The following is a 26,124-nucleotide window of genomic DNA, read 5'->3' on the forward strand; positions in this document are numbered from 1 at the left end:
TTTGAGCGAACGCCGTTGTCCGATCGGCGACCCTGGGGGCACGGGCCGCGGACTCGGAACGTGATCACCCTGGTCGTGCTGCCGGTGCTTGCCGGCCACTCCGCATGGTGGCGAGGGGTGGTGCTACCTGCGGAGTTGGGCAGTTCTACCACGTCCTTTGTAAGATCTTTAGTGACCCAAATCACATAACCATGAGTAATCTTCGAAAAGGCCAGCGAACGAAATAAGACCGTTATGCGGATGGCTTGATCCGTTCAGCGGACATCTATCCCGGTGGCGGACCCCGCACTCCCCCCGATCCTCGGAGCATCGTGAAGATCGACAGGTCCGGTGTGGCGCCCGGCGGGCCGGCGCGGGGACCGAGGTTGCCGGCGCTCGGTGGAGGGAAGCGTCTCCTCGGCCGCCGGAGCGGTGCGGGGCGGTGCGCGTGCGGGGCGGTGCGCGTGCGGGGCGGGGCGTCGTGTCGTCGCGGAGCGTGACGATCAGGTGCGGAGAGCGAGGGGTGGCGTCAGCCGATGGGGACTACCCTGCCGTGGGCGGTACGGCTCGGCGGGTACGGAAGGCGCCCGCGCCCTTCAGCACGGGCCTTCCTCCACGTCCACCGACACCTTGAGGGTCACCAGCCTCGTCGCGGCCGGTTCCGGCTGCGGCGGGGACAGGCGCAGGCAGTAGGGGGTGTCCATGTCGTCGGCGCTGACCTCGAAGGCGTCCGCACCGCTTCCACCTCCCTTGCCGTCGGCGCCGCCCCTGTCCGCTCCGTCGACCGCCTCGACCCGGACGACCGTGTGCTCGGGGCCCTGTCCGGTGGCCCGGACGGCGTCCTCGATCCGCTCCTCGTAACCGAGGTGGCCCCTCAGGGTCTGCGGCCGGTCTTCCAGGCGCTCGGCGGCCTCGTGCACGGCGTCACGCCACTCGCCCTCACTCCACCGCGAACCGTCGAAGAGGTGGTACAGGTACACGATTACGATCACGCCACTGATGGCGATGAGCGCTCGGCCGACGGGGTTGTTCGGGTTGTATACGTACCGGCCCTTCTTGACGAAGACCGGTTCGTCTCCGCGCGTTCCGCTCACGCGCTGAGCGTAACGAGTCGACGCACCACTACGGCCGGCAGGCCCTCACAGCGGTTGGACACCTGAGCACGTGCCTTCACTCACTCCTCGGCGCGCCCCGGCCGGCCCGGCCGGCCCGGCCGGACACATGATCGTCTGTGGCGATGACGCCCTCGCCCACCGGTTGGCGACGGAACTGCGGGACGTATACCGGGAGCGGGTCGTCCTCGTACGCCCCGGCGGCGGACCGGCGACCGGGCCCCGGCTGACCGTTCCCGGCCAGGGAAGGGCCTCGGCCCTGCTCGGCCGGGTCTCCGCCGCCATGACGGGAGCGCCGCCCGTGCCGGAGGGGATACCGGGGGAGCTGGAGGCGGAGGAGCTCACCGAGGCGGTGCTGGAGTCGGCCGGCGTGGCACAGGCCGCGGCTCTGGCCCTGGTCCACGACGACGACGAGACCAACATCCGCGCCGCCCTCGCGGCCCGCCGCCTCAACCCGGGACTGCGGCTGGTGATCCGGCTCTACGACCGCAAGCTCGGCCAGCACTTGGAGCAACTCCTCGACCAGGCCGCCCTCGTGGCCTTACCGGATCTGGACCCGGCCGCCGTGGACGCCTCCACCACCGTCCTCTCGGACGCCGACACCGCGGCGCCCGCACTGGCCGCCACCGCGGTCGCGGGCACCAGCAAGGTCGTCCACGCCGACGGCCTGCTGCTGCGCGCCGTGGAACGCACACCACCCGGCCACGGGGAGGCCCCCGATCCGGGCCTGTGCACCCTCGCACTGCTCTCGGCGACCGTCAACGACCCGGCCGGCGAGGAAGGTTCGGACAGCAGCGGCACGGCGGGACCCCAACTGCTCCCCGACCCGCGCACGGTGTCCGCCGCCACCGGCCGGGGCACCGTCGTCCTCGAAGCCGTCACCCACACCGGTCCGCCGGTGCCACCCCGGCGCCTGGCGGGCCGCGGCATGCCCCTCTCCGAGCTCTTCTCCCGCCGCCTGCGCTGGGCCGTCGCCGGCACCGGACTGGCCGTGCTCGCCCTGGCGCTGGTCTCCTCGCTGATCACGGGCGACCACCCGCTGCACGCCGCCTACGTCACGCTGCTCGACCTGTTCTCCATCAACGACCCGGCCGTGACAGCGAGCACGGCGCGCCAGGTGCTCCAGTTGCTGACCGGGCTCGTGGGCCTCGTACTGCTCCCCCTCCTGGTGGCGGGCGCGCTCGAGGCCCTGGGCGCGTTCCGCAGCGCGTCCGCCCTGCGGCGCCCGCCGCGTGGACTGTCCGGTCATGTGGTCCTGCTCGGACTGGGCAAGATCGGCACCCGTGTCCTGGCGCAGCTGCGCGGCCTCGGCATCCCCGTCGTCTGCGTGGAGGAGGACCCCGAGGCCCGTGGTGTGGCTCTGGCACGGCGTCTGCGCGTGCCCACCGTGATCGGTGACGTCACCCAGGAGGGCGTCCTGGAGGCGGCCAAGACCCACCGGGCCCATGCCCTGCTCGCGCTCACCAGCTCCGACACCACCAATCTGGAGGCCGCTCTCTACGCCCGTACGGTCAAGGCGGACCTGCGCGTGGCCCTGCGGCTGTACGACGACGACTTCGCCACCGCCGTCTACCGGACGCTGCGCGCCGCCCACCCGCACGCGCTCACCCGCAGCCGCAGCGTCTCGCACCTGGCCGCTCCCGCCTTCGCCGGAGCGATGATGGGCCGCCAGGTCCTCGGTGCGATACCGGTCGAGCGCAAGGTGCTGGTCTTCGCCGCCCTGCTGGTGGCAGGCCATCCGCAACTGGAGGGCCGCACCATCGAGGAGGCCTTCCGGCCCGGCGCCTGGCGCGTCCTCGCCCTGGACACCACGGCACCGGCGGACCGGCGCCCCGATCTGGCCACCCCCCGCCCGGCCGAGGGGGAGCGGCAGCCGACCGGCCTGGTCTGGGAGCTCCACCCGGGCTACGTCCTCCGGCCCGACGACCGGGTGGTGGTGGCCGCGACCCGGCGGGGCCTGGCCGAACTCCTGGGACGACAGCCGCATGCGCGGCCGCAGTCGCCACAGCACCAGGCGCGTCCGCAGCCACAACCCCGGCCGCGTCCGCAGCCGCACCCGCAGCCCCAACCGCGGCCGGAGCCGCCCACCGCCGAGCGCTGAGCCCCTCAGATCTCCTGCGCCGGCCAGTCCAGCAGGCGGGCGCCGACGACCGCCGTCTGGAGCGTGTACCGGTCGACGGGGTTGCCCGGGTCGGCGCCGGTCAACTGGTGGATGCGCGCCAGCCGGTACGTCATCGCCCGCACGCTCAGCGACAGCCGCCGGGCCGCCTCGGCCGCCACGCAGCCGGTGTCGAAGTACGCGGTGAGGGTCTCGATCAGCGGCCGGGCGCCGCCGCGCGCCTGCGTCAGCGGGCCGAGCACCGTGCGGACGAGATCGGCCATGGCCTGCCGGTCCCGGGTGAGCACCGGGTAGACCAGGAGGTCGGCGGCGCGCAGCACCGGGTCCTCCAGGTGCATGCGCTCGGCCAGTTCCAGAGCGTTGAGCGCCTCCTCGTAGGAGTGGACGACGCCGCCGACGCCCGGATGGGCCCGGCCGATGGCCACCTGGCCGCCGTCGGTCGCGGCGTGTGCCTGCTTGGCGAAGAAGGTGAGGACGTCGGACTGGTCGCCCGGCGCGACGCAGATGAGCCGGCCGTTCTTCGTCGTCAGCAGGATCCGCCGGTCGCCGAAGCGGGCGGCGAGCGACGACTCCACCGTGCGGGTGACGGCGTACCCGTCGTCGTACGGCTCCGGCCCCTGCGCGACGGCGACCGCGTGGGCGTGGGAGAGCAACAGGCCGAAGCGCTCGGCCCGTGCGGCGAGCCGGCCGATGTCACTGCGCCCGTGGAGGAGGTCGTCGATGAACTCCCGCCGCGCCGCCTCCTGTCGGCGGATCGCGAGCCGCTGGGCCCGTTCGTGGCCCTCGGCGAAGGCGTCCACCGCCTGCTCCACCGCCACGAGGAGATGGTCGGCGGCGGCGCCCCGCAGACCCGCCCGCACGTCCTGGGCGGCGGCCAGATGGGCACGCACCAGGAGCCGCAGTCCGATGCCGGCCTCCGCGGCCCGCTCGCCCTGCCCGCGCAGCACCTCCAGCTCGTCCCGGTTCAGCCGTCGACCGGTGGCGCAGGCTCCCGCCAGTATCCCGGCGTACCCCTCCAGATACCGCTCCACCCCGTCCGGCTCAGCCATGTCCCCTCCCCGCTGCGACCACGTGTGCCCGACGGTCTCCCGGCACACGGGCGACAAGGGTGACACGAGTCGGCCGGGGGCCCGCCACCGGCATCAAGAAGGCGTGAAGATTGCCGGTGAACGGCAGTGCGAACGGGCGTGCCGCCCTGCCAGCATGACAGGGCCGGGGGCCGCGTACGAGAACGGTGCCGCAACCCGGAAATCACCGTGCTGGACCGACGACGCAAGGGGGACGCATCATGGGGGAGTTCTGGCAGGCCGCCACCACTTTCCCCACGGTGCTGTTCACCGCGGCTCTCGTGGTGGTCGTCGGCTTCTGGCTGCTGGTGACGGTGGGGGTGGCCGGGGCGGACAGCTTCGACGCGGACGTCGACACCGACGCGCTGGGCCTGGGGGGAGTCCCCGCCTCGGTGTCGGCCTCGCTGCTGATCGCACTGTCCTGGCTGCTCAGCCTCACCGGGTCGGTGCTCCTCGCCCGTACGGGCTGGTCCGGTGCCGGGCGGCAGCTGCTCGGCGCGGCCGTGCTCCTGGCCTCCGTTGCCGGAGCCTGGCGACTGACCCGTGCGCTCGTGCGCCCCCTGGTCACGCTCTTCCCCGATGAACCCGGGCCGTCCCTGCACGACTTCGTCGGGGCGACCTGCACCATCCGCACCGGGCGGGTGGACGCGGAATTCGGCCAGGCCGAGGTCGCCGCGCGGGACGGCTCCACCGCCGTCGTACAGGTCCGTCAGAACGACGGTGGCCTGCTGGCGCTCGGCAGTACGGGTCTGCTGTACGCGTACGACGACGCCGGTGAGTTCTTCTGGGTCGCGCCGTTCGACGCGGCGCTGGACCCCCGCGGCTGACCCGCCGCCCCTCCTGCTTCAGCTCCCATCCTTCGATCCGGGGATTCCTCATGGATGCCATCTCTTGGGGCATCGGCGTGCTCGCCGCCGTAGTCCTGCTCATCGCCATCGCCATGCTGTTCGTGATCAGCCGGCTGTTCCGCAAGGTGGAGCAGGGCAAAGCGCTGATCGTGTCGAAGATGCGGAAGGTCGACGTCACCTTCACCGGGCAGGTCGTCCTCCCCGTCCTGCACAAGGCCGAGGTCATGGACATCTCGGTGAAGACCATCGACATCAGCCGGACGGGCCGGGATGGTCTGATCTGCCGCGACAACATCCGTGCCGACATCCGCATCTCGTTCTTCGTACGCGTCAACAAGACCGTCGAGGACGTCATCAAGGTCGCCCAGGCCATCGGTACGACCCGGGCCAGCGATCAGGCCACGTTGCAGGAGCTGTTCAACGCCAAGTTCTCCGAGGCGCTGAAGACGGTCGGCAAGCAGCTCGACTTCACCGACCTCTACACCAAGCGGGACGAGTTCCGGGACCGGATCATCCAGGTCATCGGCACCGACCTGAACGGTTACAGCCTCGAGGACGCGGCGATCGACTACCTGGAGCAGACGCCGCTCGCCCAGCTGGACGCCTCCAACATCCTCGACGCCCAGGGCATCCGCAAGATCACCGAGCTGACGGCCGTGGAGCACGTGCGCACCAACGAGTTCCGGCGCACGGAGGAGAAGGAGATCACCCGGCAGAACGTCGACGCCCGCGAGGCCATCCTCGAACTGGAGCGCCGGCAGGCCGACGCCGAGATCAAGCAGAAGCGCGAGATCGACACCGTGCGGGCCCGGGAGGAGGCCGAGACCGCCCGGGTGGTCGAGGAGGAGCGGCTGCGCGCGCAGAGCGCCTTCCTCAAGACCGAGGAGCAGCTGGGCATCCAGCGCGAGAACCAGGCCCGCGAGGTCGCGGTCGCGCAGAAGAACCGCGAGCGGGTCATCGCGGTCGAGAACGAGCGCATCGAGAAGGACCGCCTGCTGGAAGTCATCGCGAGGGAGCGGGAGACCGAGCTGACCCGCATCTCGGCGGAGAAGGAGGTCGAGTCCGAGCGCCGTGACATCGCCGAGGTGATCCGCGAGCGGGTGGCGGTGGACCGCACGGTCGCCGAGCAGGAGGAGTCCATCAAGAAGCTCCGCGCCGTCGAGGAGGCCGAGCGCAAGCGGCAGGCCGTGGTCATCGCCGCCGAGGCGGAGGCGCAGGAGCGGCTGGTCAAGGACATCAAGGCCGCCGAGGCCGCCGAGCAGGCCGCGGTCCACCGGGCGGCGGAGGAGCTGACGCTCGCCGAGGCGCGCCACAAGGCCGCCGACATGGACGCCCGCGCGAAGGTCCGGCTGGCCGAGGGCGTCCAGGCGGAGGCCGCCGCCGAGGGTCTGGCCGCGGTCCAGGTGCGGGAGAAGGAGGCCGACGCCATCGAGAAGGCGGGCCGTGCCGAGGCCGGGGCGACCGAGGCCCGGCTGCGCGCCGAGGCGGCCGGCACCCGTGAGAAGGCGCTGGCCGAGGCCACCGCCATCGGCGAGAAGCTGAAGGCCGAGGCGGCGGGCCTGACGGAGAAGGCCGCCGCGATGGCAGCGCTGGACGAGGCCTCGCGCGTCCACGAGGAGTTCCGGCTCCGCCTGGAGGCGGAGAAGGACATCCGGCTCGCCGGGATCGACGTCCAGCGGCAGGTCGCCGAGGCGCAGGCCACGGTGCTCGCCACCGGGCTGGAGAACGCCGACATCAACATCGTCGGGGGCGAGTCGGCGTTCTTCGACCGGATCGTCGGGGCGATGTCCCTCGGGCAGAGCGTCGACGGCTTCGTCCAGCACTCGCGGACCGCCCAGGCGCTGGCCGGGCCGTGGCTGGACGGTTCCGCCTCCTTCACCGAGGACCTGACGAAGGTGCTCGGGTCGGTGTCCACCGCCGACGTACAGAACATGACCGTGTCCGCCCTGCTGATGAAGCTGATGCCGGCCGGGTCCGGCCGGCTGGACGAGCTCATCGGCAAGGCGCGGCAGCTGGGCCTGGCCGACATGCCGGTGGCCGAGCTGGCGGGGCTGAACGGCGCCGCCAAGAGCTGACCGACCGGTCTCGAAACGTTCCGGAGCTGCCGCGCGGGGGGCGGCAGCTCCGGAACCCCCATCACGCACTTGAGGGAGCTGGACAGTGACAGGCACCGGGGACGGAACGGCAAGCGGCCTGGACGCCGGCACGTACGAGGTGCTGCGCGACCGCCTCGACGCGCGGGCCGGCGAACTGGCCCGCCGCGCCGACGCCCTCAACACCGCGCGGGTCGCGACCTTCGGCGCCGGTGAACTCGCGCTCGCCTCCACCGGCCACCTCCGGACGGAACGGGACCTGGTGGCCCGGGACGTCGTCGCGGTCGGTGACGTGCTGCTCGTCGGGTACGAGGCGCCGTCGCCCGACGACGTCTTCGCGCTCCACGACCGTGACCTGAACCGTCTGCCGCACGACGCCGTCCCCGGTCTGCTCGACGACCCCGCCTTCGTGACCGAGTTCGCCGCCCTGCACCGCTACTTCCGGGGGGCGCGGCTGCTGCGGCTGCGGCACGTGGACGGCAAGCTGCTGGCCGTGTTCCGCACCGGGGCCCAGGCCGAGGACATCCGGGTCCTGCGCTGGTCCCTCGACCCGGCCGGCGAGGTGCGGTTTCTCGACGCCCGCGGCGAGCGCGACCACGTCTTCCCCGCGCCGTACGACTTCACGTGGACCCGGACCACGCGGGACGACCACGTCCTCGGGCGGCACCCGCACATCGCCGTCGCCGACGGCACGGTCTTCGTCTCGACGGTCGGCGGCACGCTCACCGTGAAGACCGAGAACGACACCGAGACCGGCGAGGGCATCCACAGCGAGCCGGTCGACGAGCCCCTGCAGTCGCTGGCGGACGCGGAGGTGGCGTACGCGGTCACCGGCGCCCTGGTCCTGCTGCGGGTGCGGCCGTACAAGGAGGAGGCCTGGCGCCACCTGGTCTTCAACACGCTCACCAAGTCCGTGGTCCGGCTGGACGGCATCGGGCGGTCCTGCCGCCGCCTGCCCGACGACCAGGGCATCGTCTTCCCCGGCGGCTACTGCCTGGCCACCGGCGCCGTGAAGACCTTCGACACCGGCACCCCGGGCACGCCGGTCACCTCCGGCAGGCCGGGCACCCCCGGTATCCCGGGCACCCCCGGTATCCCGGGCACCCCCGGCATCCCGGGCACGTCCGGCACGTCCGGTACGTCCGGCATGGAGTTCGAGCGGGTCGTCCGGTCCCAGAACGGCGAGGACGTGCTGTACGCGTTCCACGCCGGCGCTGAGGGCCGCACCCTCCTGCTGCCGTACAACCTCATCCGCAAGGAGATCGCCACCCCGATCGCGTGCCGTGGCCACGCCCTCCTCGACGACGGCACGCTCGTCGCGCTGCGCGCCGAGTCCGGTGAGCCCGCACGCGTCCACCCGGTGCAGCTGTGGCGGACGCCGTACGTGTCCGGGGACGTCCCCCAGGGCGACGGGCCGCTCGCCCGCATCGGCAACGCCGACCTGGTCCGCGGCGTCGCGGACTGCCTGGCCATCGCCCGGCAGGTCGCCGAGACCACCGCCACCGGCGAGATGTACGCCGCGCTGGTCGCCGCCTGCGACCGGACGGCGGACCGTTTCCCCTGGCTGGGCGACGCCGACGCGGGCGACCTGCGCACCCCCCTCGCGGAGGTGCGGGCCACCGCCGAGCAGGTGCTGCGCGAGTTCGAGACCGTACAGGCCCTCACCTCCCACGCCGCCGAGGCCCTCGCCCGCGCCACGGAGGAACTCCAGCGGCTGGTGCGGCGGGTTCGCGGTGAGGCACCGGCCACCGCCGAGGAGTGGATCGACCGCATCACCGAACTCCGCCGCGCCCAGGGCCGTTTGGGCACGCTGAAGGAGATGCGGTACGCCGACACGGCCGCCGTCGACGCGCTCGCCGGGGAGGCCCGGACCCACATCGCGGCCACCGCCCAGCGGGCGGTCGCCTTCCTCCGGCGCGACGACGCCTTCGCCGCCCAGCACACGGAGGTGGAGCGGCTCACCAGCGACGCCGGGGAGGTCGCCACGACCGCCGAAGCGGCGACGGTCACCGAGCGGCTCGACGCCCGGGTACGCGGCCTCCAGACGCTCACCGAGGTGGTCGCCGGCCTGGACATCGGCGACGCGACCGTACGCACGGCCATCCTGGAGCGGATCGCCGAGGTGCTGGGCGGCCTGAACCGCGTCCGCGCGCTCCTCGCCGCCCGGCGCCGTGAGCTCCTCGACCAGGAGGGGCGGGCGGCGTTCGCGGCCGAGTTCGCCCTCCTCGCCCAGTCCGTCACCGGCGCCCTGGCCGCGGCCGACACCCCGGAAGCCTGCGACACGCAACTCGCCCGGCTCCTGCTCCAGCTGGACAACCTGGAGTCCCGCTTCGCCGACCACGACGGCTTCCTCACGGAGATCGCCGACAAGCGCGCCGAGGTCCACGACGCCCTCGCCGGGCGCAAGCAGACGCTCCAGGACGACCGCGCCCGGCGCGCCGAACGCCTCGCCGCCTCGGCCTCCCGCGTCCTCGGGACGATCGCCCGCCGGGCGTCCACCCTGGGCGGCCCCGACGAGGTCAACACCTACTTCACGTCCGACCCGATGGTGGAGAAGGTCCACCGCACGGCCGGTGAACTGCGCCGGCTCGGCGACCAGGTACGGGCCGAGGAGCTGGAGGGCCGGCTCAAGGCCGCCCGCCAGGACGCCACGCGGGCGCTGCGGGACCGCACCGAGCTGTACGCGGACGGCGGCGACACGATCCGGCTCGGCGCCCACCGGTTCGCCGTCAACACCCGGCCGCCGGAGCTCACGCTCGTACCGCACACGGACGGTGGCCTGGCGTTCGCGCTGACCGGCACCGACTACCGCCGTCCGGTCGCCGACCCCGAGTTCGCGGACACCCGCCCCTACTGGGACCAGCTCCTGCCGTCCGAGAACGCCGACGTCTACCGCGCCGAACACCTCGCCGCGCGGCTGCTGGCCGAGCACGGCGCCGACGCCCTCGCCGGAGCCGATCTGCCCGGCCTGGCCAGGAAGGCCGCCGAGGCCGCCTACGACGAGGGGTACGAGCGCGGCGTCCACGACCACGACGCAGCCGCGATCCTCTCCGCACTGCTGCCGCTGTACGAGCGGGCCGGGCTGCTGCGCCACCCGGCCGCCGACCGGGCCGCCGCCCAGTTCTTCTGGGCCCACGGGACGACCGCCGCCGCCCGGGAGGCGTGGACGCGCGAGGCCGTGTCGCTCGTCCGGGCCAGGGAGACGTTCGGCGCGGCACCGGCACTGGACGCGCTGCGCGGCGAACTGGCCGGCGCCGGGGCACTGACCGGTCCGGCGGCCGAGTACCTCGTCGAGGAGCTGGCGGCCGGCGGGTCCTTCACGACCGGCTCCCCGGCCCGCGCCCTGCTCGACAAGTTCCACCGGGCGGTGGGCTCCTCGCCGTACGCCGAGGACGTGCGCGCCCTCCTCGCCGAGGGGGACGCGGCGGGCGCGCGGCGGCTCGTGGAGGGCTGGCTCTTCTCGTACGCGGCCTCCTGCGGCGAGGACGTCGACGCGGGCGACCTCGCCGAAGCGGTGGCGATCGAGGTCTGTCCGGAGCTGGCACGCCACGACGTGGACCGCGTCACCACCGCCCGCGTGGAGGGGCTGCTCGGTACCCACCCGAGGCTCGACCACGGCACGCTGCACCTGCGTCTCGACGAGTTCCTGGCGAGGACCGGCGACTTCGCCCGCAGGGTGGTGCCCGGCTTCCGCGCCTACCAGCGGCGCAGGAACGCGCTGGCGGACGCCGAGCGCCGGCGGCTGCGGCTGGACGAGTACCGGCCGCGCGTCATGTCCTCGTTCGTACGGGGCCGGTTGGTCGACGAGGTGTACCTGCCGCTCGTCGGCGACAGCCTCGCCAAGCAGATCGGCGTCGTAGGAGAGGGCAAGCGGGCCGACACCAGCGGTCTGCTGCTGCTCCTGTCGCCTCCCGGCTACGGCAAGACGACCCTCATGGAGTACGTCGCCGACCGTCTGGGCCTGCTGCTGGTGAAGGTCGACGGACCGGCGCTCGGGCACGACGTGACGTCGCTCGACCCGGCGGAGGCACCCAACGCGGCCTCCCGCCGCGAGATCGAGAAGATCCACTTCGCGCTGGCGGCCGGCAACAACGTCCTGCTGTACCTCGACGACATCCAGCACACCTCGCCCGAGCTGCTCCAGAAGTTCGTCCCGCTGTGCGACGCCACCCGCACCCTCGAGGGCCACGACCTGCGCGGCAAGCGCTTCGCCGTCTGCATGGCCGGTAACCCCTACACCGAGTCCGGGCAGCGTTTCCGCGTACCCGACATGCTCGCCAACCGCGCCGACGTCTGGAACCTCGGCGACGTACTGACCGGGAAGGAGAACGCCTTCGCCCTGAGCTTCGTCGAGAACGCGCTGACCTCCCACCCGGTCCTCGCCCCGCTCGCCGGGCGCGAGCCCGCCGACCTGGAACTGCTGCTGGACCTGGCCGCCGGGGACCCCACCGCCCGCCGCGACCGGCTCTCCCACCCCTACGCGCCCGCCGAGCTGGACCCGATCCTGGCCGTGCTGCGCCACCTGCTCACCGCACGCGAGACGGTCCTCGCGGTCAACGCCGCCTACATCGCCTCCGCGGGCCAGGCCGACGCCGCCCGCACGGAGCCGCCCTTCCAGCTCCAGGGCTCGTACCGCAACATGAACAAGATCGCCGCGCGGGTCTCCCCGGCCATGAACGACGCCGAGCTGGCCGCGGTGATCGACGACCACTACGCGGCCGAGGCCCAGACCCTCACCACCGGCGCCGAGGCCAACCTCCTCAAGCTCGCGGTCCTGCGCGGCACCCTGACCGAAGAGCAGCGGGAGAGGTGGGGAGCCGTGACGTCGGCCCACATCCGTTCCGCGGCCCTGGGCGGCGCCGGCGACGACGCGCTCGACCGGGCGGTGGCCGTGCTCGGACTGCTCGCCGACCGGGTCGCGGCCGTCGAGACCGCCATCACCCGGGCCACCGACCCCCGCCACCCGCTGAGCCACCCGTCCGGCCGCCACGCGGCCCGGCCCGAGGTCATGGGCACGCCATGACCGCCGGGTGGTTCCGGGGAGCTCTGTACGCGCGCCCGGTGTGACCCGGTCCCCCGCCGGGGCGGGACGCTGGGGCGGGCCGTCCGCCGGAGGGGACCGTCCGCCGGGGTGGGCGGTCAGCCGGGGTGGGCGGTCAGCCGGGGTGGGCCGCACCCGCCGCCGCACCGCTCGCTCCGCCCGGGACGTACTGCCGGGCCTCCCGGCCGCGCGGCGACCGGTTCTGAGGGCGGGTGGTCAGGCGCCGCCGTTGTACCGGAGCAGGTAGGCGGCGAACCGGTCGAGGTCCTCGGTGGACCAGTCGGCGAGGCGCTCCTGGTAGGCCGCGCGGCGGCTGGCATGGGTGGCGGACAGGACGCGGGTGCCGGCTTCCGTGGGGTGCAGCACCTGGACGCGGTGGTCGGCCGGGTCGGGCCGGCGCTCGACCAGGCCCAGTTTCTCGAGGGTGGCGACCTGCCGGCTGACGGTCGACTTGTCCAGGAGGTAGTGGGCGGCCAGGTCCGTGGCGCGGCAGCCGTGCTGGGCGTCGATGTGCGCGAGCAGCGTGTACGAGACGAGCGACAGCTCGGGATGGAGCCGCGCGGCCGTGGCGCGGGCGCGGCGGGCGAACGCCGTCAGCTCGCGCTGGATGGTGTCGACCGACTCGTCGCGTCCGGCGGGCATGGGTCACCTCTCCGTCTTTCCGCTCCTCGTCATCCCTCTTCCGAGGGCGGTTGTATAGTACAACGGTAAGAAGGTTGTAAAAGCCAACTGCTGGAGGTCTCCACCATGTCGTCCTCGGTGTCCTCGGTGTCCTCGGGGTATTCGGTGTCCTCGCCATCGGCCCCGGCGCGGAGGGCGCACGTCGGTTCCGGCACCGGTACGGGTACCGCGGGTGCGCTGCGTCATGTGCTCGGCCACCTGCTGACGCCGCTGCTGATGTGCGTCGGCATGGGGCTCGCCTATCTGGGGGCCTTCCATGCCCCCGAGCCGCACGATCTGCGGGTCGACGTGGTCGGTTCCGGGCCCACGGCACAGCTGCTGGCCCAGACGCTGCACCAGGAGGGGGACGGCGCACTGGACGTGCGTACCGTCGCCGGGCGGGACGAGGCGGTGGAGGAGCTGAGGCGGCAGGAGGCCTTCGGGGCGTACGTGCCGGGGGCGAGGCCTGAGCTGCTGGTCGCCTCGGCGGCTTCGGACACCAGTGCCACGGTCGTGGAGAAGGTCTTCACCGGCGTCGCGGCGGAGCGGGGCGCGCCGCTGAAGGTGACGGACGTGGTGCCGGCCGCGAAGGGTGATCCGACCGGGCAGGGCGTCTTCTTCCTGCTGGTGGCGCTGTCGATCGGCTCGTACGCGTCGGTGGCGGTGATCGGCGGGGCCGGCGCCGTGCTGCCGCTGTGGGTCCGGGCGCTGCTCGCGGCGGGGACGTCGCTGGTCGTGAGCGTGATCGGGGCGGTGTTCGCCGGGCCGCTGTTCCACCTGGTGGACGAGGGCCTGGGCGGTGTCTGGGCGATGGCGTGGCTGTACTCGGCGGGGATCCTGCTGATCGGCGTCGGGCTGCACACGTTCCTGAAGCGGTGGACGACGCTCGGCGTGATGGTGCTGTTCGTGATGCTGAACTTCACCAGCTCGGGAGGGGTGTTCCGGCCGGAGCTCCAGCCCGGCCTGTTCGCGTCGCTGCACGCCTTCTGGAACGGGGCCGGGTTCGTCGAGGGCGTGCGGGCCCATGTCTACTTCGGCGGCCATGGTCTCGGCGGCCATGTGCTGGTGCTGGCCCTGTGGCTGCTCGCGGGCGTCCTCGCGGTGGGCGCGGCGGCGCTGGCGGAGGCGGGAGTGCGGCGGGGTGGGGCGCGGGGGGCCGGTGGTGGGGCCGGGGGTACCGGTGGTGGCTCCGACGTCGAGGAGGAGCTGGAGGAGGCGGTGGCCGTCTGACCCGCTGCTCGATGGTTGTCCACAGGCCGGGACGGTCGGCGGGGTGCGGGGGTACCGTCTGGGCAACTGGGCAACTGGACGATGGCGAAGGGGGGCGGGCCCGATGGGTGACACACGGACGATGACGTCGGCGGGGTGCGGGACCGGTGGTGAGGGCGAGCGGATACCGGAGGTGCCGGGGTTCGCCGCCATGGACCGTATCCGGGGCGCCGGGGACTCGCCCAAGGCGCGCGGCAAGGCGCTGAGGGAGCGGCTGCCCCGGTCGTCGCACCACTCGCTGGGGGCGTCCGAGGGGCGGCCGGACGCGGTGCGTGCGGTGGAGGAGTCGAGCCGTGGCCGGGTGCCCGGACTGGCGCCGATACGGGTGGGCCGGATGGCCGCCACGCCGTTCGCGTTCCTGCGCGGATCCGCGGGGCTGATGGCGCATGACCTGGCGGGTGCACCGGTCACCGGCATCGGCGCCCAGATCTGCGGGGACGCGCACGCGGCGAACTTCGGGCTGTACGGCGACGCGCGTGGCCGGCTCGTGATCGACCTGAACGATTTCGACGAGACCGTGACCGGCCCCTGGGAGTGGGACCTGAAGCGGCTCACGACGTCGTTGGTGCTGGCCGGTCGGGAAGCGGGCGCGGACGAGGACGTGTGCCGGGCGGCGGCCTTCGACGCGGCCGGCGCCTACCGGAGGACCATGCGGCTGCTGGCCAAGCTGCCCGTGGCGGACGCCTGGAACGCGATCGCGGACGAGGAACTGGTGTCCCACACCGACGCACGGGACCTGCTCGGCACCCTGGAGCGGGTGGCGGAGAAGGCGCGGGGCAACACCAGTGCCCGGTTCGCCGCCAAGGCGACGGAGGAGTGCCCGGACGGCGGGCGGCGGTTCGTGGACGCGCCGCCGGTGCTGCGCCGCGTGCCGGACGCCGAGGCCGCGGCGGTCGCCGCATCGCTGGGTGCCTATGTGGAGACGCTGCCGGAGGACCGGCTGCCGCTGCTCGCGCGGTACGCCATCCAGGACGTGGCCTTCCGGGTGGTGGGCACGGGGAGCGTGGGAACGCGCTCGTACGTGGTGCTGCTGCTGGACCACCGGGGTGAGCCGCTGGTGCTCCAGGTGAAGGAGGCGCGGCCCTCCGCGCTGTCGCCGTACCTGCCGCGGATGGGCTTCCCCGTGACGGAGGTGGAGCATGAGGGGCGGCGGGTCGTCCTCGGGCAGAAGCGCATGCAGGTCGTCAGCGACACCCTGCTGGGCTGGACGACCGTCGGCGGCCGGCCTTACCAGGTGCGCCAGTTCCGCAACCGCAAGGGCAGCGTGGACCCGGCCGCGCTCTCGGCCGACCAGGTCGACGACTACGGGCGGATGACCGGCGCCCTGCTGGCCCGGGCGCACGCGCACAGCGCGGACCCGCGGCTCATCGCCGGATACTGCGGCAGGAACGAGGAGCTGGACGAGGCCATGGCACGGTTCGCCGTGGCGTACGCGGACCGGACGGAGGCGGACCACGCCGATCTGCTCGCGGCGATCAGGAGCGGGCGCATAGCCGCCGAGCTGGGGGTGTGACGGGCCGGGGCCCCTCGCCCGTACGCTGGTCGGGTGACGACCCCGAACGATGACGTGACCGGTGCCCCGACCGCCGACGGGAACGACGCGGCCGAGCGCCCCGAGGCGCGGCTGGAGCGGGCGGTGCGCGCGGCGGAGCAGGCGCTGATCGAGTTCGAGATCGCGGTGGAGACGTTCCGGGTGGAAGTGGAGAACTTCTCCCGGCTGCACCACCAGAGGCTCGGTCCCATGTACGCGCGGCTGGACGAGCTCGACGCGCTGATCGCGGAGGCAAGGGCGGCCCGTACCGGTGACCCCGAGGACGTGGCGCGGGCGCAGTCGGCGCGGTCGCTGGTGATGCCGATGCCCGGTGTCGACGAGCTGTTCGGTGGCTGGATGGACTCCGACGGCCTGTCCCCCGAGGCCGCCGCGATGCTCACCGACCGGCCGGTTCAGCCGCCCAAGCGGGTGCGGCCGAGCGACGAGGCGCGCAAGCTCTACCGCGAGCTGGCTCGCAAGGCGCATCCGGACCTGGCACGCGAGGAGCAGGACCGGCAGCGGCGCGAGGAGTTCATCACGCGGGTCAACGCGGCGTACGGGCGCGGTGACGAGGCACTGCTGCGGGAGCTGTCCGAGGAATGGGCGGCGGGCCCCGCGCCGGTGGCCTCCGAGCTCAGCGAGAGCGAGGAGCTGTACGCCAGGCTCGAATGGCTGTCCCGGCGCAAGGAGCTGCTGACCGTGGTGGCGCGGGACCTCGAGGACAGTGCTATCGGCGCGATGCTCCGGATGGCGCCCGAGGACCCCGACCGGCTGCTGGAGGAGATCGCCGAGCAACTGCTGGCGCAGGTCGCCCAGCGCGAGGCGGAGCTGGCCGCGCTCGCGCGGTAGCCGTTGTGCAGTAGCGTCGGAAGGCAGTGGGTCCGCTGACCGGGCCCGGCCCACCGCGGGGCCGGCTGCCGGGCCTGACGACGCGCTTGCCGCGCCCACCGCCCCCGACGAGCCCCCTGATGAAAGAAGGCCTGATCCATGAACTTCGCACCGCTGCCCACCGTGGACGCCGCGTCGGTGCCGGCCGACGGACTGGTGCTGGACGTCCGCGAGGACGACGAATGGGCGGCCGGGCACGTCGAGGGCGCGCTGCACGTGCCGATGAGCGACTTCGTGGCCCGGTTCGGCGAGGTGACCGAGGCGGTCGCCGACGGGCGCCGCGCCTATGTGATGTGCCGGGTCGGCGGCCGGTCTGCCCAGGTGACGCAGTACCTGGTCCAGCAGGGTGTCGACGCCGTGAACGTCGACGGCGGCATGCTCGCCTGGGAAGGCGCCGGCCGCCCCATGGTCACCGAGAACGGCAGCCCCGCCGTCGTCCTCTGACCCCGACGGCCCGTCCGGCCCGCAGTCCGAGAACCCGGGGGCCCAGGAGCGCAGGAGCCGGTCCCGGCCCGGAGCCCGGGAACCATGGGGGCCGGGGAGCCGCTCCCGGCCCGGAGTCCGAGAACCCGGGGGCCGTGGCCGGTCGGGGGGTTCTGACTCGACCGGTCCGGAACTGTGGCCCGGCGGCCGGGGGCGTCTCCACGACGTGCCCCGAACGCCGGCGGGCGCCCGGGCCTTCGCCACCGGGACGTTCCCCGCGGTGGGCGGCGCCCCGGCGGTGCCCGAGCCGATCCGCCAGGCCGCCGGTCGAAGGAGCACCTCCATGGCCGGCTCCCTCGGCCTTCCCACGACCCATGCCACCTGACGGCCCGTCAAACAGAGGCGACGGGCGGGAAGAGTGGGGGGAAGAGGCGTGGCTCCGGGCGCCGGAGCAGGCTCAGCGGAACGGGCTCAGCGGTCGAAGTCGAGCTCCACCTCCGGGGTCACCGGGTGCGACTGGCAGGCCAGTACGTAACCCGCGTCGGTCTCCTCGCTCTCCAGGGCGTAGTTGCGGTCCATCCGGACGTCACCAGTGACCAGGAAGGCGCGGCAGGTGCCGCAGACGCCGCCCTTGCAGGCGTACGGCGCGTCGGACCGGCCGCGCAGCACCGTCTCCAGGAGCGACTCCCCCTCCCGCACCGGCCAGGTACCGGACCGGCCGTCCAGGGTCGCGGTGAGCGTGGCGTGTGCGGGGACCGCCGCCGTCCGCACGGCGGTGGGCGCCGAGCCGTCGTCGACGTGGAAGATTTCCTGGTGGATCCGGGCGCGCTCCACCCCCAGGCCCCGCAGGGCCCGCTCGGCGCCGATGACCAGCCCGAAGGGGCCGCACAGGTACCAGCCGTCCACCTCGCCCACCGGCAGCAGCGCGGGGAGCAAGCCGGTCAGCCGCTCCTGGTCCAGCCGCCCGGAAGGCAGCCCGGACTGCTGGTCCTCCCGCGACAGCACGGTCACCAGCTGGAACCGGTCCGGGAAGCGGTCCTTCAGATCGGCGACTTCCTCGATGAACATCGTCGAGGCCGCCGAACGGTCGCTGCGTATCAGGCAGAACCGGGCCCCCGGTTCACGAGCCAGCAGGGTCGAGGCCATGGACAGCACGGGAGTGATCCCGCTGCCGCCCACGACGGCCGCGAAGCGGCCGGGGCGCGGCGGCAGGAGGAACCGGCCCATCGGCTCCATGACCTCGACGGTGTCACCGACCGCGAGTTCCTTGAGCGCGTACGTGGAGAACTCGCCGCCGTCCACCAACCGGATCCCGACCCGCAGCAGTGGGTCCTCGCCCTTGGGGGCGGCGGGGGAGCAGATCGAGTACGTACGGCGGACCTCTTCGCCACTCGCGCTTCGGCGGCGCAGGGCGAGGTGCTGACCTGGGGTGTGGCGGAAGGCCTCGCGCAGCTCGGGTGGCACCGCGAAGGTGACGGCGACCGAGTCGTCCGTGAGCTGCTCGACCTCGCTCACCCGGAGCGGGTGGAACATCTACAACTCCTTGAAGTGGTCGAACGGTTCACGGCAGGCGGTGCAGCGGCGCAGCGCCTTGCACGCGGTGGAGGAGAAGCGGCTCAGCAGTTCGGTCTCGGTCGAGCCGCAGTGCGGGCAGCGGATGGCCAGCGTGACCGGCACGGGGCCGGCACCGGTGCCGCTGGTGCCCTGGTGGCGGGGCGGCGCTATGCCGAACTCGGCGAGCTTGCGGCGGCCCTCCGCGCTGATGTCGTCGGTCGACCAGGCGGGGGAGAGGACCGTGACGACGGAGACCTCCGCCACGCCGTGCTCGTGCAGCACGTGCTCGATGTCCGAGGACATCGCCTCGATGGCGGGGCAGCCGGTGTACGTGGGAGTCAGCTCGACCTTCACCCGGCCGGGGGCGAGGACCCGCACTCCGCGCAGAACCCCGAGTTCCTCCAGCGTCAGGACGGGCAGCTCCGGATCGGGGACGGAGCCGGCCAGCCGGCTCAGCTCCTCCTCCAGCGCCGTCATGGCCGCCGTGCCGGTCACCATGACGCTCCGGGATGGCTGCGGTGCAGGTGCTGCATCTCGGCCAGCATCCGGCCGAAGCTCTCCGTGTGCAGACCCTGACGCCCCGCCCCGGCGGCCCAGGCTCCCGTGCGCGGGCCGTCCGGCACCGTGAGGGTGGCCCGATCGAGCACCGCGGTCACCGAGGCGAGCCAGTCGGACTCCAGCTCCCGCCAATCGACCTCCAGCCCCTCCACCGGCTGGAACAGCTCACCCGTGAAGCGCCACAGTGCCGTGCAGGCCCGCTCCAGCCGCGCGTGACTCTCGGCGGTGCCGTCGCCCAGGCGCAGCGTCCACTGTTCGGCGTGGTCCTGGTGGTACGCGACTTCCTTGACCGCCTTGGCCGCGAGACCGGTCAGCTCGCCACCACCGTCGCCTGCTGTGGCCAGCCGGCCGTACAGCAGCCGCTGGTAGGTGGAGAAGTAGAGCTGCCGGGCGATGGTGTGGGCGAAGTCGCCGTTCGGCTGCTCGACCAACTGGACGTTGCGGAACGCCCGCTCCTCGCGCAGGTACGCCAGCTCGTCCTCGTCACCGACGAGGGAGAGCAGCACCCGGGCCTGGCCGAGCAGGTCCAGCGCGATGTTGGCGAGCGCGACCTCCTCCTCCAGCACGGGGGCGTGGCCCGCCCACTCCCCCAGCCGGTGCGACAGCACCAGCGCGTCGTCGCCCAGGGCGAGCGCCGCGGCGGTGTTCACGGTGGTGGTCACAGGTTCTTCACTCCCTCCGGTACCTCGTAGAAGGTGGGGTGCCGGTAGGGCTTGTCCGCGGCCGACTCGAAGAAGGGGTCCTTCTCGTCGGGCGAGGAGGCGGTGACCTCGGTGGACGGCACCACCCAGATGGAGACGCCCTCACCGCGGCGGGTGTACAGGTCACGCGCGTTGCGCAGCGCCATCTGCGCGTCCGGCGCGTGCAGGCTTCCCGCGTGCGTGTGGGACAGTCCGCGGCGCGAGCGCACGAACACCTCCCACAGCGGCCAGTCTGTGGTCGTCATGCCGTCGCCTCCCCGTGCTTCGCCGCGTACGCCGCCGCGGCCTCCCGCACCCAGGCGCCGTCCTCGTGGGCGCGGCGGCGCTGGGTGATGCGCTGTTCGTTGCAGGGGCCGTTGCCCTTGAGCACGTCCCAGAACTCGGTCCAGTCGATCGGGCCGAAGTCGTAGTGCCCGCGCTCCTCGTTCCACCGGAGATCCGGGTCGGGGAGGGTGAGGCCGAGCGCCTCCGCCTGCGGGACGCAGATGTCGACGAACCGCTGGCGCAGCTCGTCGTTCGAGTGTCGCTTGATCTTCCAGGCCATGGACTGCGCCGAGTGCGACGACTCGTCGTCCGGCGGGCCGAACATCATCAGAGACGGCCACCACCACCGGTTCACCGCGTCCTGTGCCATCGCGTGCTGCTCGGGCGTCCCGCGCGAGAGGGCGAGGAGCGACTCGTACCCCTGGCGTTGGTGGAACGACTCCTCCTTGCAGATCCGCACCATCGCGCGGGCGTACGGGCCGTAGGAGCAGCGGCACAGCGGCACCTGGTTGGTGATCGCCGCGCCGTCCACGAGCCAGCCGATGGCGCCGACGTCGGCCCAGGTCAGCGTGGGGTAGTTGAAGATGGAGGAGTACTTCTGGCGTCCGGTGTGGAGCTTGTCGAGCAGTTCGTCACGGCTGGTGCCGAGGGTCTCGGCGGCGCTGTACAGGTACAGGCCGTGCCCCGCCTCGTCCTGCACCTTGGCCATCAGGATCGCCTTGCGCCGCAGCGAGGGCGCGCGGGTGATCCAGTTCGCCTCGGGCTGCATGCCGATGATCTCTGAGTGGGCGTGCTGGGCGATCTGCCGGACGAGCGTGGCGCGGTACGCCTCCGGCATCCAGTCGCGCGGCTCGATCCGCTCCTCGGCGGCCACGGCGGCGTCGAACACCGCCTCGTACGCCTGCTGCGTGTCCGCGGTCACTGCCGTCATCAGGCCCCCTACCGACCGATCGTTCGGTTGAATGACTTCAATGGTGAGTCGGCGGCCCGTATGGTGTCAACCCTGTGGATAACTCCGGCTGATCGATGGGGAACGGGGACGGCGCGGGATGGACTCGTACGACAAGGGGGCGGGCGGCCGGGCCCGGCGCGCCACCGACGCGGAAGGGTCCGACCCCGCGACCTCTCCGGCCCCTGCCGCCTCCGCTGCGGCTCCCGGCCCGGAATCCGGCCCCGCGGCCGGTTCTGCGTCGGCCCGCGACGCCCCGCCCGCATCCCCGGACGCCCGTTACGCCGATCGGGCGACGCCCGAGGCTCCCGCCCCCCTGCCCGGCACCGCACCCGGCTCCGGCACGGAGCCCGGCACCGCACCCGGTCGGGGCTCCGGCACGGGGTCCGGCAGCCCGGCAGCGGATGGCCGGGCGGTTCCGCGGGATCGTGCCGCCGGCCCGTCCTGGTCGGTGAGGAGCCCCGCGCTCCCCCCGGGCCCGGCGCCGAATCCCGGCCCTTCGCTCTCCTCCGGCCCCTCGCTCTCCTCCGGCCCCTCGCCGAATCCCGGCCCTTCGCTCTCCTCCGGCTCCGCGCCGAGTCCCGGCTCCGCGCCGGAGAGCTATGCGGCTGATCCCGGGTCGGGGACCGGAGCCGTGGCCGTGGCCGTGACCGGCGAGAGGGAAGGCGCGGGCACCGGAGGCGCGTCGGGGCCATCGGGGGCATCGGGGGCCGCGGGGATAACCGCGTTGTCCCTGCCGTACCAGGTAGTGGCGGCCGTCTCGCTCGCCGTCGTGGCGATGTTCGCCTGTGTGCACCTGGCCATGGCGTTCCTGCACGTCGCACCCTCGAACACGATCACCAAGCAGCACGGCGAGGCCGTCGACGACTGGGTGTTCCCCGAGTTCGAGCAGAACTGGAAGCTCTTCGCCCCCAACCCGCTCCAGCAGAACATCGCCGTCCACGCCCGTGCCGAGGTCGTCGGGAGCGACGGCGGGCGGAGGACGACCGGCTGGATCGACCTCTCCGCCGACGACGGGGAAGCGATCCGGGGCAACCTCCTCCCCAGCCATGTGAACCAGAACGAGCTCCGCAGGGGCTGGGACTTCTTCGTGAACTCGCACACCAACGACAACCGGCCCAACGGGATGCGCGGACAGCTCTCCGAGCGCTACATCCGGCGTATCGCCATGCTGCGGCTCGAGGGCCACCACCTGGGCGGCAGGATCGAGCGGATACAAGTCCGCTCCGCCACACAAGGTGTCGAGGCTCCGGTCTGGAGCGACGAGAAACCCGACACCCGGCCCTACTACCGTGTGCTCCCTTGGTGGACGGTCACCGCCGCCGACCTTCCCGGTGGCGTCAGCGGCGGCCGTACGGAGGCGGACAAGTGAACCGGAGCGACACCCGTACCCGTACCCGTACGGAGCCGCTCGACCGCCGGCTCGCCCGCGCCATCCAGCGCGTCACCGCCGCGGCCCTCGGCCCGTACCAGGCCGCCGTCGTCCGTATCGGCTTCGCCGCCGCCTGGCTGCTGTTCCTGTTGCGCGAGTTCCCCCACCGCCACGAGCTGTACGGGCCGGACGGGCCCTGGTCCTGGGACATGGGCCAGCAGCTGATCGCTAACAACCACGCGTTCACGGTCCTGATGTGGTCGGACAGCACCGTGTGGTTCGAGACCGTGTACGCCCTCGCCGTGCTGTCCAGCGTCCTGCTGCTGATCGGCTGGCGCACCCGCACCATGTCGGTGCTGTTCATGGTCGGCGTGCTGTCGCTGCAGAACCGCTCCATTTTCATGGGGGACGGCGGCGACAACGTCGTCCATCTGATGGCCATCTACCTCGTCCTGACCCGATGCGGTCGGGTCTGGTCCGTCGACGCCCGCCGCGCGGCCCGCCCAGGACCCACGCGTGACCCGCTGGGGCCGGTGATGTGGGTGGTGCTCGCCTTCGGACTGGTCGCTGCGACCCTGTTCATCGACCGGACCGGCGAGCCATGGCTTCTGGTGCTGTTGTGGATGCTGTGGGCGGCGCAGGGGCTGTGGTGGCTGGTGTGCCGGTACGCGCCCGGAGAGCCGCGTGTGCTGGCCGACGTCCTCGCCAACCTCGTCCACAACGCCACCCTCGTCGTGATCATGGCCGAGGTGTGCCTGATCTACGCCACGGCGGGCTGGTACAAGATCCAGGGATCCCGCTGGCAGGACGGCACGGCGCTTTACTACCCGCTGAAGCTCGACTACTTCACCCCCTGGCCCTTTCTGTCGGACGTACTCGCCGCCAGTGGGCTGATGGTGATGGTCCTGACCTACGGCACGGTGTTCGTCCAGGTCGCCTTCCCCTTCACCCTGTTCAACCGGCGGGTGAAGAACGTGCTCCTGGTGGCGATGATGTTGGAGCACGCCGGGATCGCGCTGTTGCTCGGTCTGCCGTTCTTCTCGCTCGCCATGATCGCCGCCGACGCGGTCTTCCTGCCGACGGTGTTCCTGCTCTGGCTGGGCGCCCGCGTCCGGCGCGGCCGTGACCGGCTGCTGCCGGGCACCCGGCGCGTACCGCCGGGCCGGCGGCCCGCCGCCGAGGAGCCGGGCCCCCGTACCCTCGTGGGGTGAGCAGCGAGATCCCCCTCCAGTACGACGACGGCTACAGCCCCGAGGTCGGCGTCGGCCCGCATCCCCGGCCGTGGCCGGAGGACGAGCGGTACGACCCGGAGTTGCTCGCCGACGGCGACCGGCGCAATGTCGTCGACCGCTACCGGTACTGGCGGCGCGAGGCGATCATCGCCGATCTGGACACCCGGCGGCATGACTTCCACGTGGCCGTGGAGAACTGGGGTCACGACTTCAACATCGGTTCCGTCGTCCGGACCGCGAACGCGTTCCTGGCGAACCAGGTCCACATCGTGGGCCGGCGGCGCTGGAACCGGCGAGGCGCCATGGTCACCGACCGGTATCAGCACGTGCGCCATCACCCGGACACCGAGTCGCTGACGGCCTGGGCGCACGCCGAGGGACTGCCGATCATCGGGATCGACAACCTTCCCGGTGCCGTGCCACTGGAGCGGACCGAACTGCCGCGCCGCTGCGTGCTGCTCTTCGGGCAGGAGGGCCCCGGCCTCACGGACGAGGCCCGCAAACACGCGGCAATGGTCTGCTCCATCGCCCAGTTCGGCTCCACTCGGTCGATCAACGCCGGGGCGGCCGCCGCGATCGCCATGCACGCCTGGGTGCAGCGGTACGCGGAGATCCCCGAGCCCGGAGCCTGATCTCCGCCCGACCTCCGCCTGGCACCGGCCGCGCGCCCGGCCCCGTACGACCGGCCCGCTGCGACCGGCTCGGTACGCCGGGCTGGTACGCCGGGCCGGACGTACCGGGCCGGACCAGCGGGACCCGCCTCCGTCACGCCGGGCGGCGCACCTCGACGACCCGGAAGCGGTTGGCCACGAACGCGCTGTCGCACAGCGCGGCGTTCGCCGCCGGGTTGCCGCCCGAGCCGTGGAAGTCGGAGAACGCCGCGGTCTGGTTGACGTACACCCCGCCCGTCAGGTTCAGCGACAGTTGAGCCGACTCCTCCAGGCAGACCTCCTCGACGGCACGCTCGACGTCCGGTGAGGTCGTGTACGCGCCGACGGTCATCGCCCCCTTCTCCCGCACCGTGCGTCGCAGCAGCTCCAGTGCGTCGGTCGTGGACTCGACCGAGACGGCGAAGGCGACCGGACCGAAGCACTCCGACATGTACGCCGCTTCCGCGTCCGGCTTGGAGCCGTCCAGCTTGATCAGGACGGGAGTCCGGACGACGGCGTCGGGGAAGTCGGGGTTGGCGACCTCGCGCGAGGCGAGTGCGACCTCGCCGAGCCCGGCGGCCGCCTCCAGACGGGCCTTCACGTCCGGGTTGACGATCGCGCCCAGCAGGGCGTTCGCCCGGGCGTCGTCGCCCAGCAGCCCGCTCACGGCGGCCGAGAGGTCGGCGACCACCTCGTCGTACGACTTGGGGCCGGTGTCCGTGGTGATGCCGTCGCGGGGAATCAACAGGTTCTGCGGGGTGGTGCACATCTGGCCGCTGTACAGGGACAGAGAGAAGGCCAGGTTGGACAGCATCCCCTTGTAGTCGTCGGTCGAGTCGACCACGACCGTGTTGACACCCGCCTTCTCGGTGTAGACCTGAGCCTGCCGGGCGTTCGCCTCCAGCCAGTCGCCGAAGGAGGTCGACCCCGTGTAGTCGATGATCCGTACCTCCGGGCGGACGGCCAGGTCCTTGGCGATGCCCTCGCCCGGCCGCTCGACCGCCAGCGCGACCAGGTTCGGGTCGAAACCGGCCTCGGTCAGCACCTCGCGCGCCACCCGTACCGTCAGCGCCAGGGGGAGCACGGCCCGCGGGTGCGGCTTGACCAGGACCGGGTTACCGGTCGCCAGGGAGGCGAACAGACCCGGGTAGCCGTTCCACGTCGGAAAGGTGTTGCAGCCGATCAGCAGCGAGACGCCGCGCGGTACCGGGGTGAACGCCTTGCGCAGCTCCAGCGGGTCCCGCTTGCCCTGGGGCTTGGACCAGTCGGCGACCAGCGGGGTGCGGACCTGCTCCGCGTACGCGTACGCCACCGCTTCCAGGCCGCGGTCCTGCGCGTGCGGCCCGCCCGCCTGGAACGCCATCATGAACGCCTGGCCGCTGGTGTGCATCACCGCGTGCGCGAACTCGTGCGTACGGGCGCCGATGCGGGCCAGGATCTCCAGGCACACCAGGGCGCGGCTCTCGGGTCCGGCGTCCCGCCAGGCCGCCATGCCGGCGCGCATCGCGGGCAGCAGCACGTCCACGTCGGCGTGCGGATACTCCACGCCCAGCTCCGGGCCGTACGGCGACACCTCACCGCCCGTCCAGCCGTCCGTGCCCGGCTGGTCCAGCTCGAAGCGCGTTCCGAGAGTGGCCTTGTGGGCTTCGAGGCCGTCGGCGGCGCTCAGCGAGCCATTCTCCCCGTACGCCTTCGGGTGCTCGGGGTGCGGGGACCAGTAGGCCCGCGTGCGGATGGCTTCGAGGGCCTGTTCCAGCGTGGAGCGGTGCCTCTCGGTCAGGAGGTCGGAGGTGAGCTGAGCGGCGGCCATGACG

The 26,124-nt window shown here is 72.8% G+C and carries 20 protein-coding genes; 11 read left to right on the forward strand and 9 right to left on the reverse strand.

The features are described 5' to 3' along the window. Window positions 1–575: 575 nt before the first annotated feature. Complete coding sequence (locus ABD347_RS00275) at window positions 576–1,073, reverse strand: hypothetical protein (RefSeq protein ID WP_344354992.1); 498 nt, start codon at window positions 1,071–1,073, stop codon at window positions 576–578. 127 nt (window positions 1,074–1,200) lie between these two features. On the opposite strand from ABD347_RS00275, the gene ABD347_RS00280 reads away from it, so the two are divergent. Beyond that, complete coding sequence (locus ABD347_RS00280) at window positions 1,201–3,192, forward strand: NAD-binding protein (protein ID WP_344354994.1); 1,992 nt, start codon at window positions 1,201–1,203, stop codon at window positions 3,190–3,192. A 5-nt stretch (window positions 3,193–3,197) separates the two neighbouring features. On the opposite strand, the gene ABD347_RS00285 is transcribed toward ABD347_RS00280, so the two are convergent. Next, a complete protein-coding gene (locus tag ABD347_RS00285) occupies window positions 3,198–4,259 on the reverse strand; it encodes a PucR family transcriptional regulator (protein WP_344354996.1) in 1,062 nt (353 codons plus the stop codon). 239 nt (window positions 4,260–4,498) lie between these two features. Between ABD347_RS00285 and ABD347_RS00290 the strand changes: the two genes are divergently transcribed. The 3 genes from ABD347_RS00290 (at window position 4,499) to ABD347_RS00300 (ending at window position 12,241) form a co-directional block, all read left to right on the forward strand. Next, window positions 4,499–5,104 (forward strand): hypothetical protein, encoded by a 606-nt coding sequence (locus tag ABD347_RS00290; protein WP_344354999.1) that lies wholly within the window; start codon window positions 4,499–4,501, stop codon window positions 5,102–5,104. Between the two features lie 50 nt (window positions 5,105–5,154). After that, window positions 5,155–7,200, forward strand: coding sequence for an SPFH domain-containing protein (locus tag ABD347_RS00295; RefSeq protein ID WP_344355002.1), 2,046 nt, complete (start codon window positions 5,155–5,157; stop codon window positions 7,198–7,200). 85 nt (window positions 7,201–7,285) lie between these two features. Beyond that, entirely contained in the window at window positions 7,286–12,241 is a 4,956-nt protein-coding gene (locus tag ABD347_RS00300) for a DNA repair ATPase (protein ID WP_344355004.1), read from the forward strand. 234 nt (window positions 12,242–12,475) lie between these two features. Here ABD347_RS00300 and ABD347_RS00305 read toward each other — a convergent pair whose 3' ends face one another. Continuing rightward, window positions 12,476–12,901 (reverse strand): MarR family winged helix-turn-helix transcriptional regulator, encoded by a 426-nt coding sequence (locus ABD347_RS00305; protein WP_344355006.1) that lies wholly within the window; start codon window positions 12,899–12,901, stop codon window positions 12,476–12,478. Window positions 12,902–13,045: 144 nt separating this feature from the next. On the opposite strand from ABD347_RS00305, the gene ABD347_RS00310 reads away from it, so the two are divergent. The 4 genes from ABD347_RS00310 to ABD347_RS00325 all read left to right on the forward strand — a co-directional run bounded on the left by ABD347_RS00310 (window position 13,046) and on the right by ABD347_RS00325 (window position 17,051). After that, a complete protein-coding gene (locus ABD347_RS00310; protein WP_425575544.1) occupies window positions 13,046–14,149 on the forward strand; it encodes a hypothetical protein in 1,104 nt (367 codons plus the stop codon). A 103-nt stretch (window positions 14,150–14,252) separates the two neighbouring features. Beyond that, window positions 14,253–15,701 (forward strand): DUF2252 domain-containing protein, encoded by a 1,449-nt coding sequence (locus ABD347_RS00315; protein WP_344355008.1) that lies wholly within the window; start codon window positions 14,253–14,255, stop codon window positions 15,699–15,701. A 33-nt stretch (window positions 15,702–15,734) separates the two neighbouring features. Continuing rightward, entirely contained in the window at window positions 15,735–16,568 is an 834-nt protein-coding gene (locus tag ABD347_RS00320) for a J domain-containing protein (RefSeq protein ID WP_425575538.1), read from the forward strand. A gap of 138 nt (window positions 16,569–16,706) precedes the next feature. Then, on the forward strand, window positions 16,707–17,051 hold the full coding sequence (locus ABD347_RS00325) for a rhodanese-like domain-containing protein (RefSeq protein ID WP_344355009.1): 345 nt from the start codon (window positions 16,707–16,709) through the stop codon (window positions 17,049–17,051). Window positions 17,052–17,501: 450 nt separating this feature from the next. On the opposite strand, the gene ABD347_RS00330 is transcribed toward ABD347_RS00325, so the two are convergent. Genes ABD347_RS00330 through paaA form a run of 5 tightly spaced genes read right to left on the reverse strand, consistent with a single transcriptional unit; the run spans window position 17,502 to window position 21,038 of the window. Continuing rightward, on the reverse strand, window positions 17,502–18,563 hold the full coding sequence (locus tag ABD347_RS00330; protein ID WP_344355011.1) for a 2Fe-2S iron-sulfur cluster-binding protein: 1,062 nt from the start codon (window positions 18,561–18,563) through the stop codon (window positions 17,502–17,504). Beyond that, window positions 18,564–19,082 carry a 1,2-phenylacetyl-CoA epoxidase subunit PaaD gene (paaD, locus tag ABD347_RS00335; protein WP_344355014.1) on the reverse strand — a complete coding sequence of 173 codons (519 nt, stop codon included), beginning with the start codon at window positions 19,080–19,082 and terminating at the stop codon, window positions 18,564–18,566. Next, window positions 19,076–19,804: a 1,2-phenylacetyl-CoA epoxidase subunit PaaC gene (gene paaC / locus ABD347_RS00340; RefSeq protein ID WP_344355017.1), complete on the reverse strand. Its 729-nt coding sequence runs from the start codon at window positions 19,802–19,804 to the stop codon at window positions 19,076–19,078. Before paaC ends, paaD begins: the two co-directional genes overlap by 7 nt. Then, on the reverse strand, window positions 19,801–20,088 hold the full coding sequence (paaB, locus tag ABD347_RS00345) for a 1,2-phenylacetyl-CoA epoxidase subunit PaaB (protein ID WP_344355020.1): 288 nt from the start codon (window positions 20,086–20,088) through the stop codon (window positions 19,801–19,803). Before paaB ends, paaC begins: the two co-directional genes overlap by 4 nt. After that, on the reverse strand, window positions 20,085–21,038 hold the full coding sequence (gene paaA, locus ABD347_RS00350) for a 1,2-phenylacetyl-CoA epoxidase subunit PaaA (protein ID WP_344355023.1): 954 nt from the start codon (window positions 21,036–21,038) through the stop codon (window positions 20,085–20,087). The genes paaB and paaA overlap by 4 nt, the downstream gene beginning before the upstream one ends. A gap of 745 nt (window positions 21,039–21,783) precedes the next feature. Between paaA and ABD347_RS00355 the strand changes: the two genes are divergently transcribed. Genes ABD347_RS00355 through ABD347_RS00365 form a run of 3 tightly spaced genes read left to right on the forward strand, consistent with a single transcriptional unit; the run spans window position 21,784 to window position 24,292 of the window. Further along, window positions 21,784–22,428 carry a DUF5819 family protein gene (locus ABD347_RS00355; protein WP_425575539.1) on the forward strand — a complete coding sequence of 215 codons (645 nt, stop codon included), beginning with the start codon at window positions 21,784–21,786 and terminating at the stop codon, window positions 22,426–22,428. After that, window positions 22,425–23,639, forward strand: a complete 1,215-nt coding sequence (locus tag ABD347_RS00360; RefSeq protein WP_344355028.1) for an HTTM domain-containing protein — start codon at window positions 22,425–22,427, stop codon at window positions 23,637–23,639. Before ABD347_RS00355 ends, ABD347_RS00360 begins: the two co-directional genes overlap by 4 nt. Next, window positions 23,636–24,292 (forward strand): TrmH family RNA methyltransferase, encoded by a 657-nt coding sequence (locus tag ABD347_RS00365; protein WP_344355031.1) that lies wholly within the window; start codon window positions 23,636–23,638, stop codon window positions 24,290–24,292. Before ABD347_RS00360 ends, ABD347_RS00365 begins: the two co-directional genes overlap by 4 nt. 133 nt (window positions 24,293–24,425) lie before the next feature. Here the strand turns inward: ABD347_RS00365 and paaN are convergent, their stop codons facing one another. Then, the gene (gene paaN / locus ABD347_RS00370) at window positions 24,426–26,120 is read right to left on the reverse strand and encodes a phenylacetic acid degradation protein PaaN (protein ID WP_344355033.1); all 1,695 of its coding nucleotides are present in this window, start codon (window positions 26,118–26,120) and stop codon (window positions 24,426–24,428) included. Window positions 26,121–26,124 lie beyond the last annotated feature (4 nt).

The sequence above is a fragment of the Streptomyces gobitricini genome (assembly GCF_039532985.1).
GTDB lineage: Bacteria > Actinomycetota > Actinomycetes > Streptomycetales > Streptomycetaceae > Streptomyces > Streptomyces gobitricini.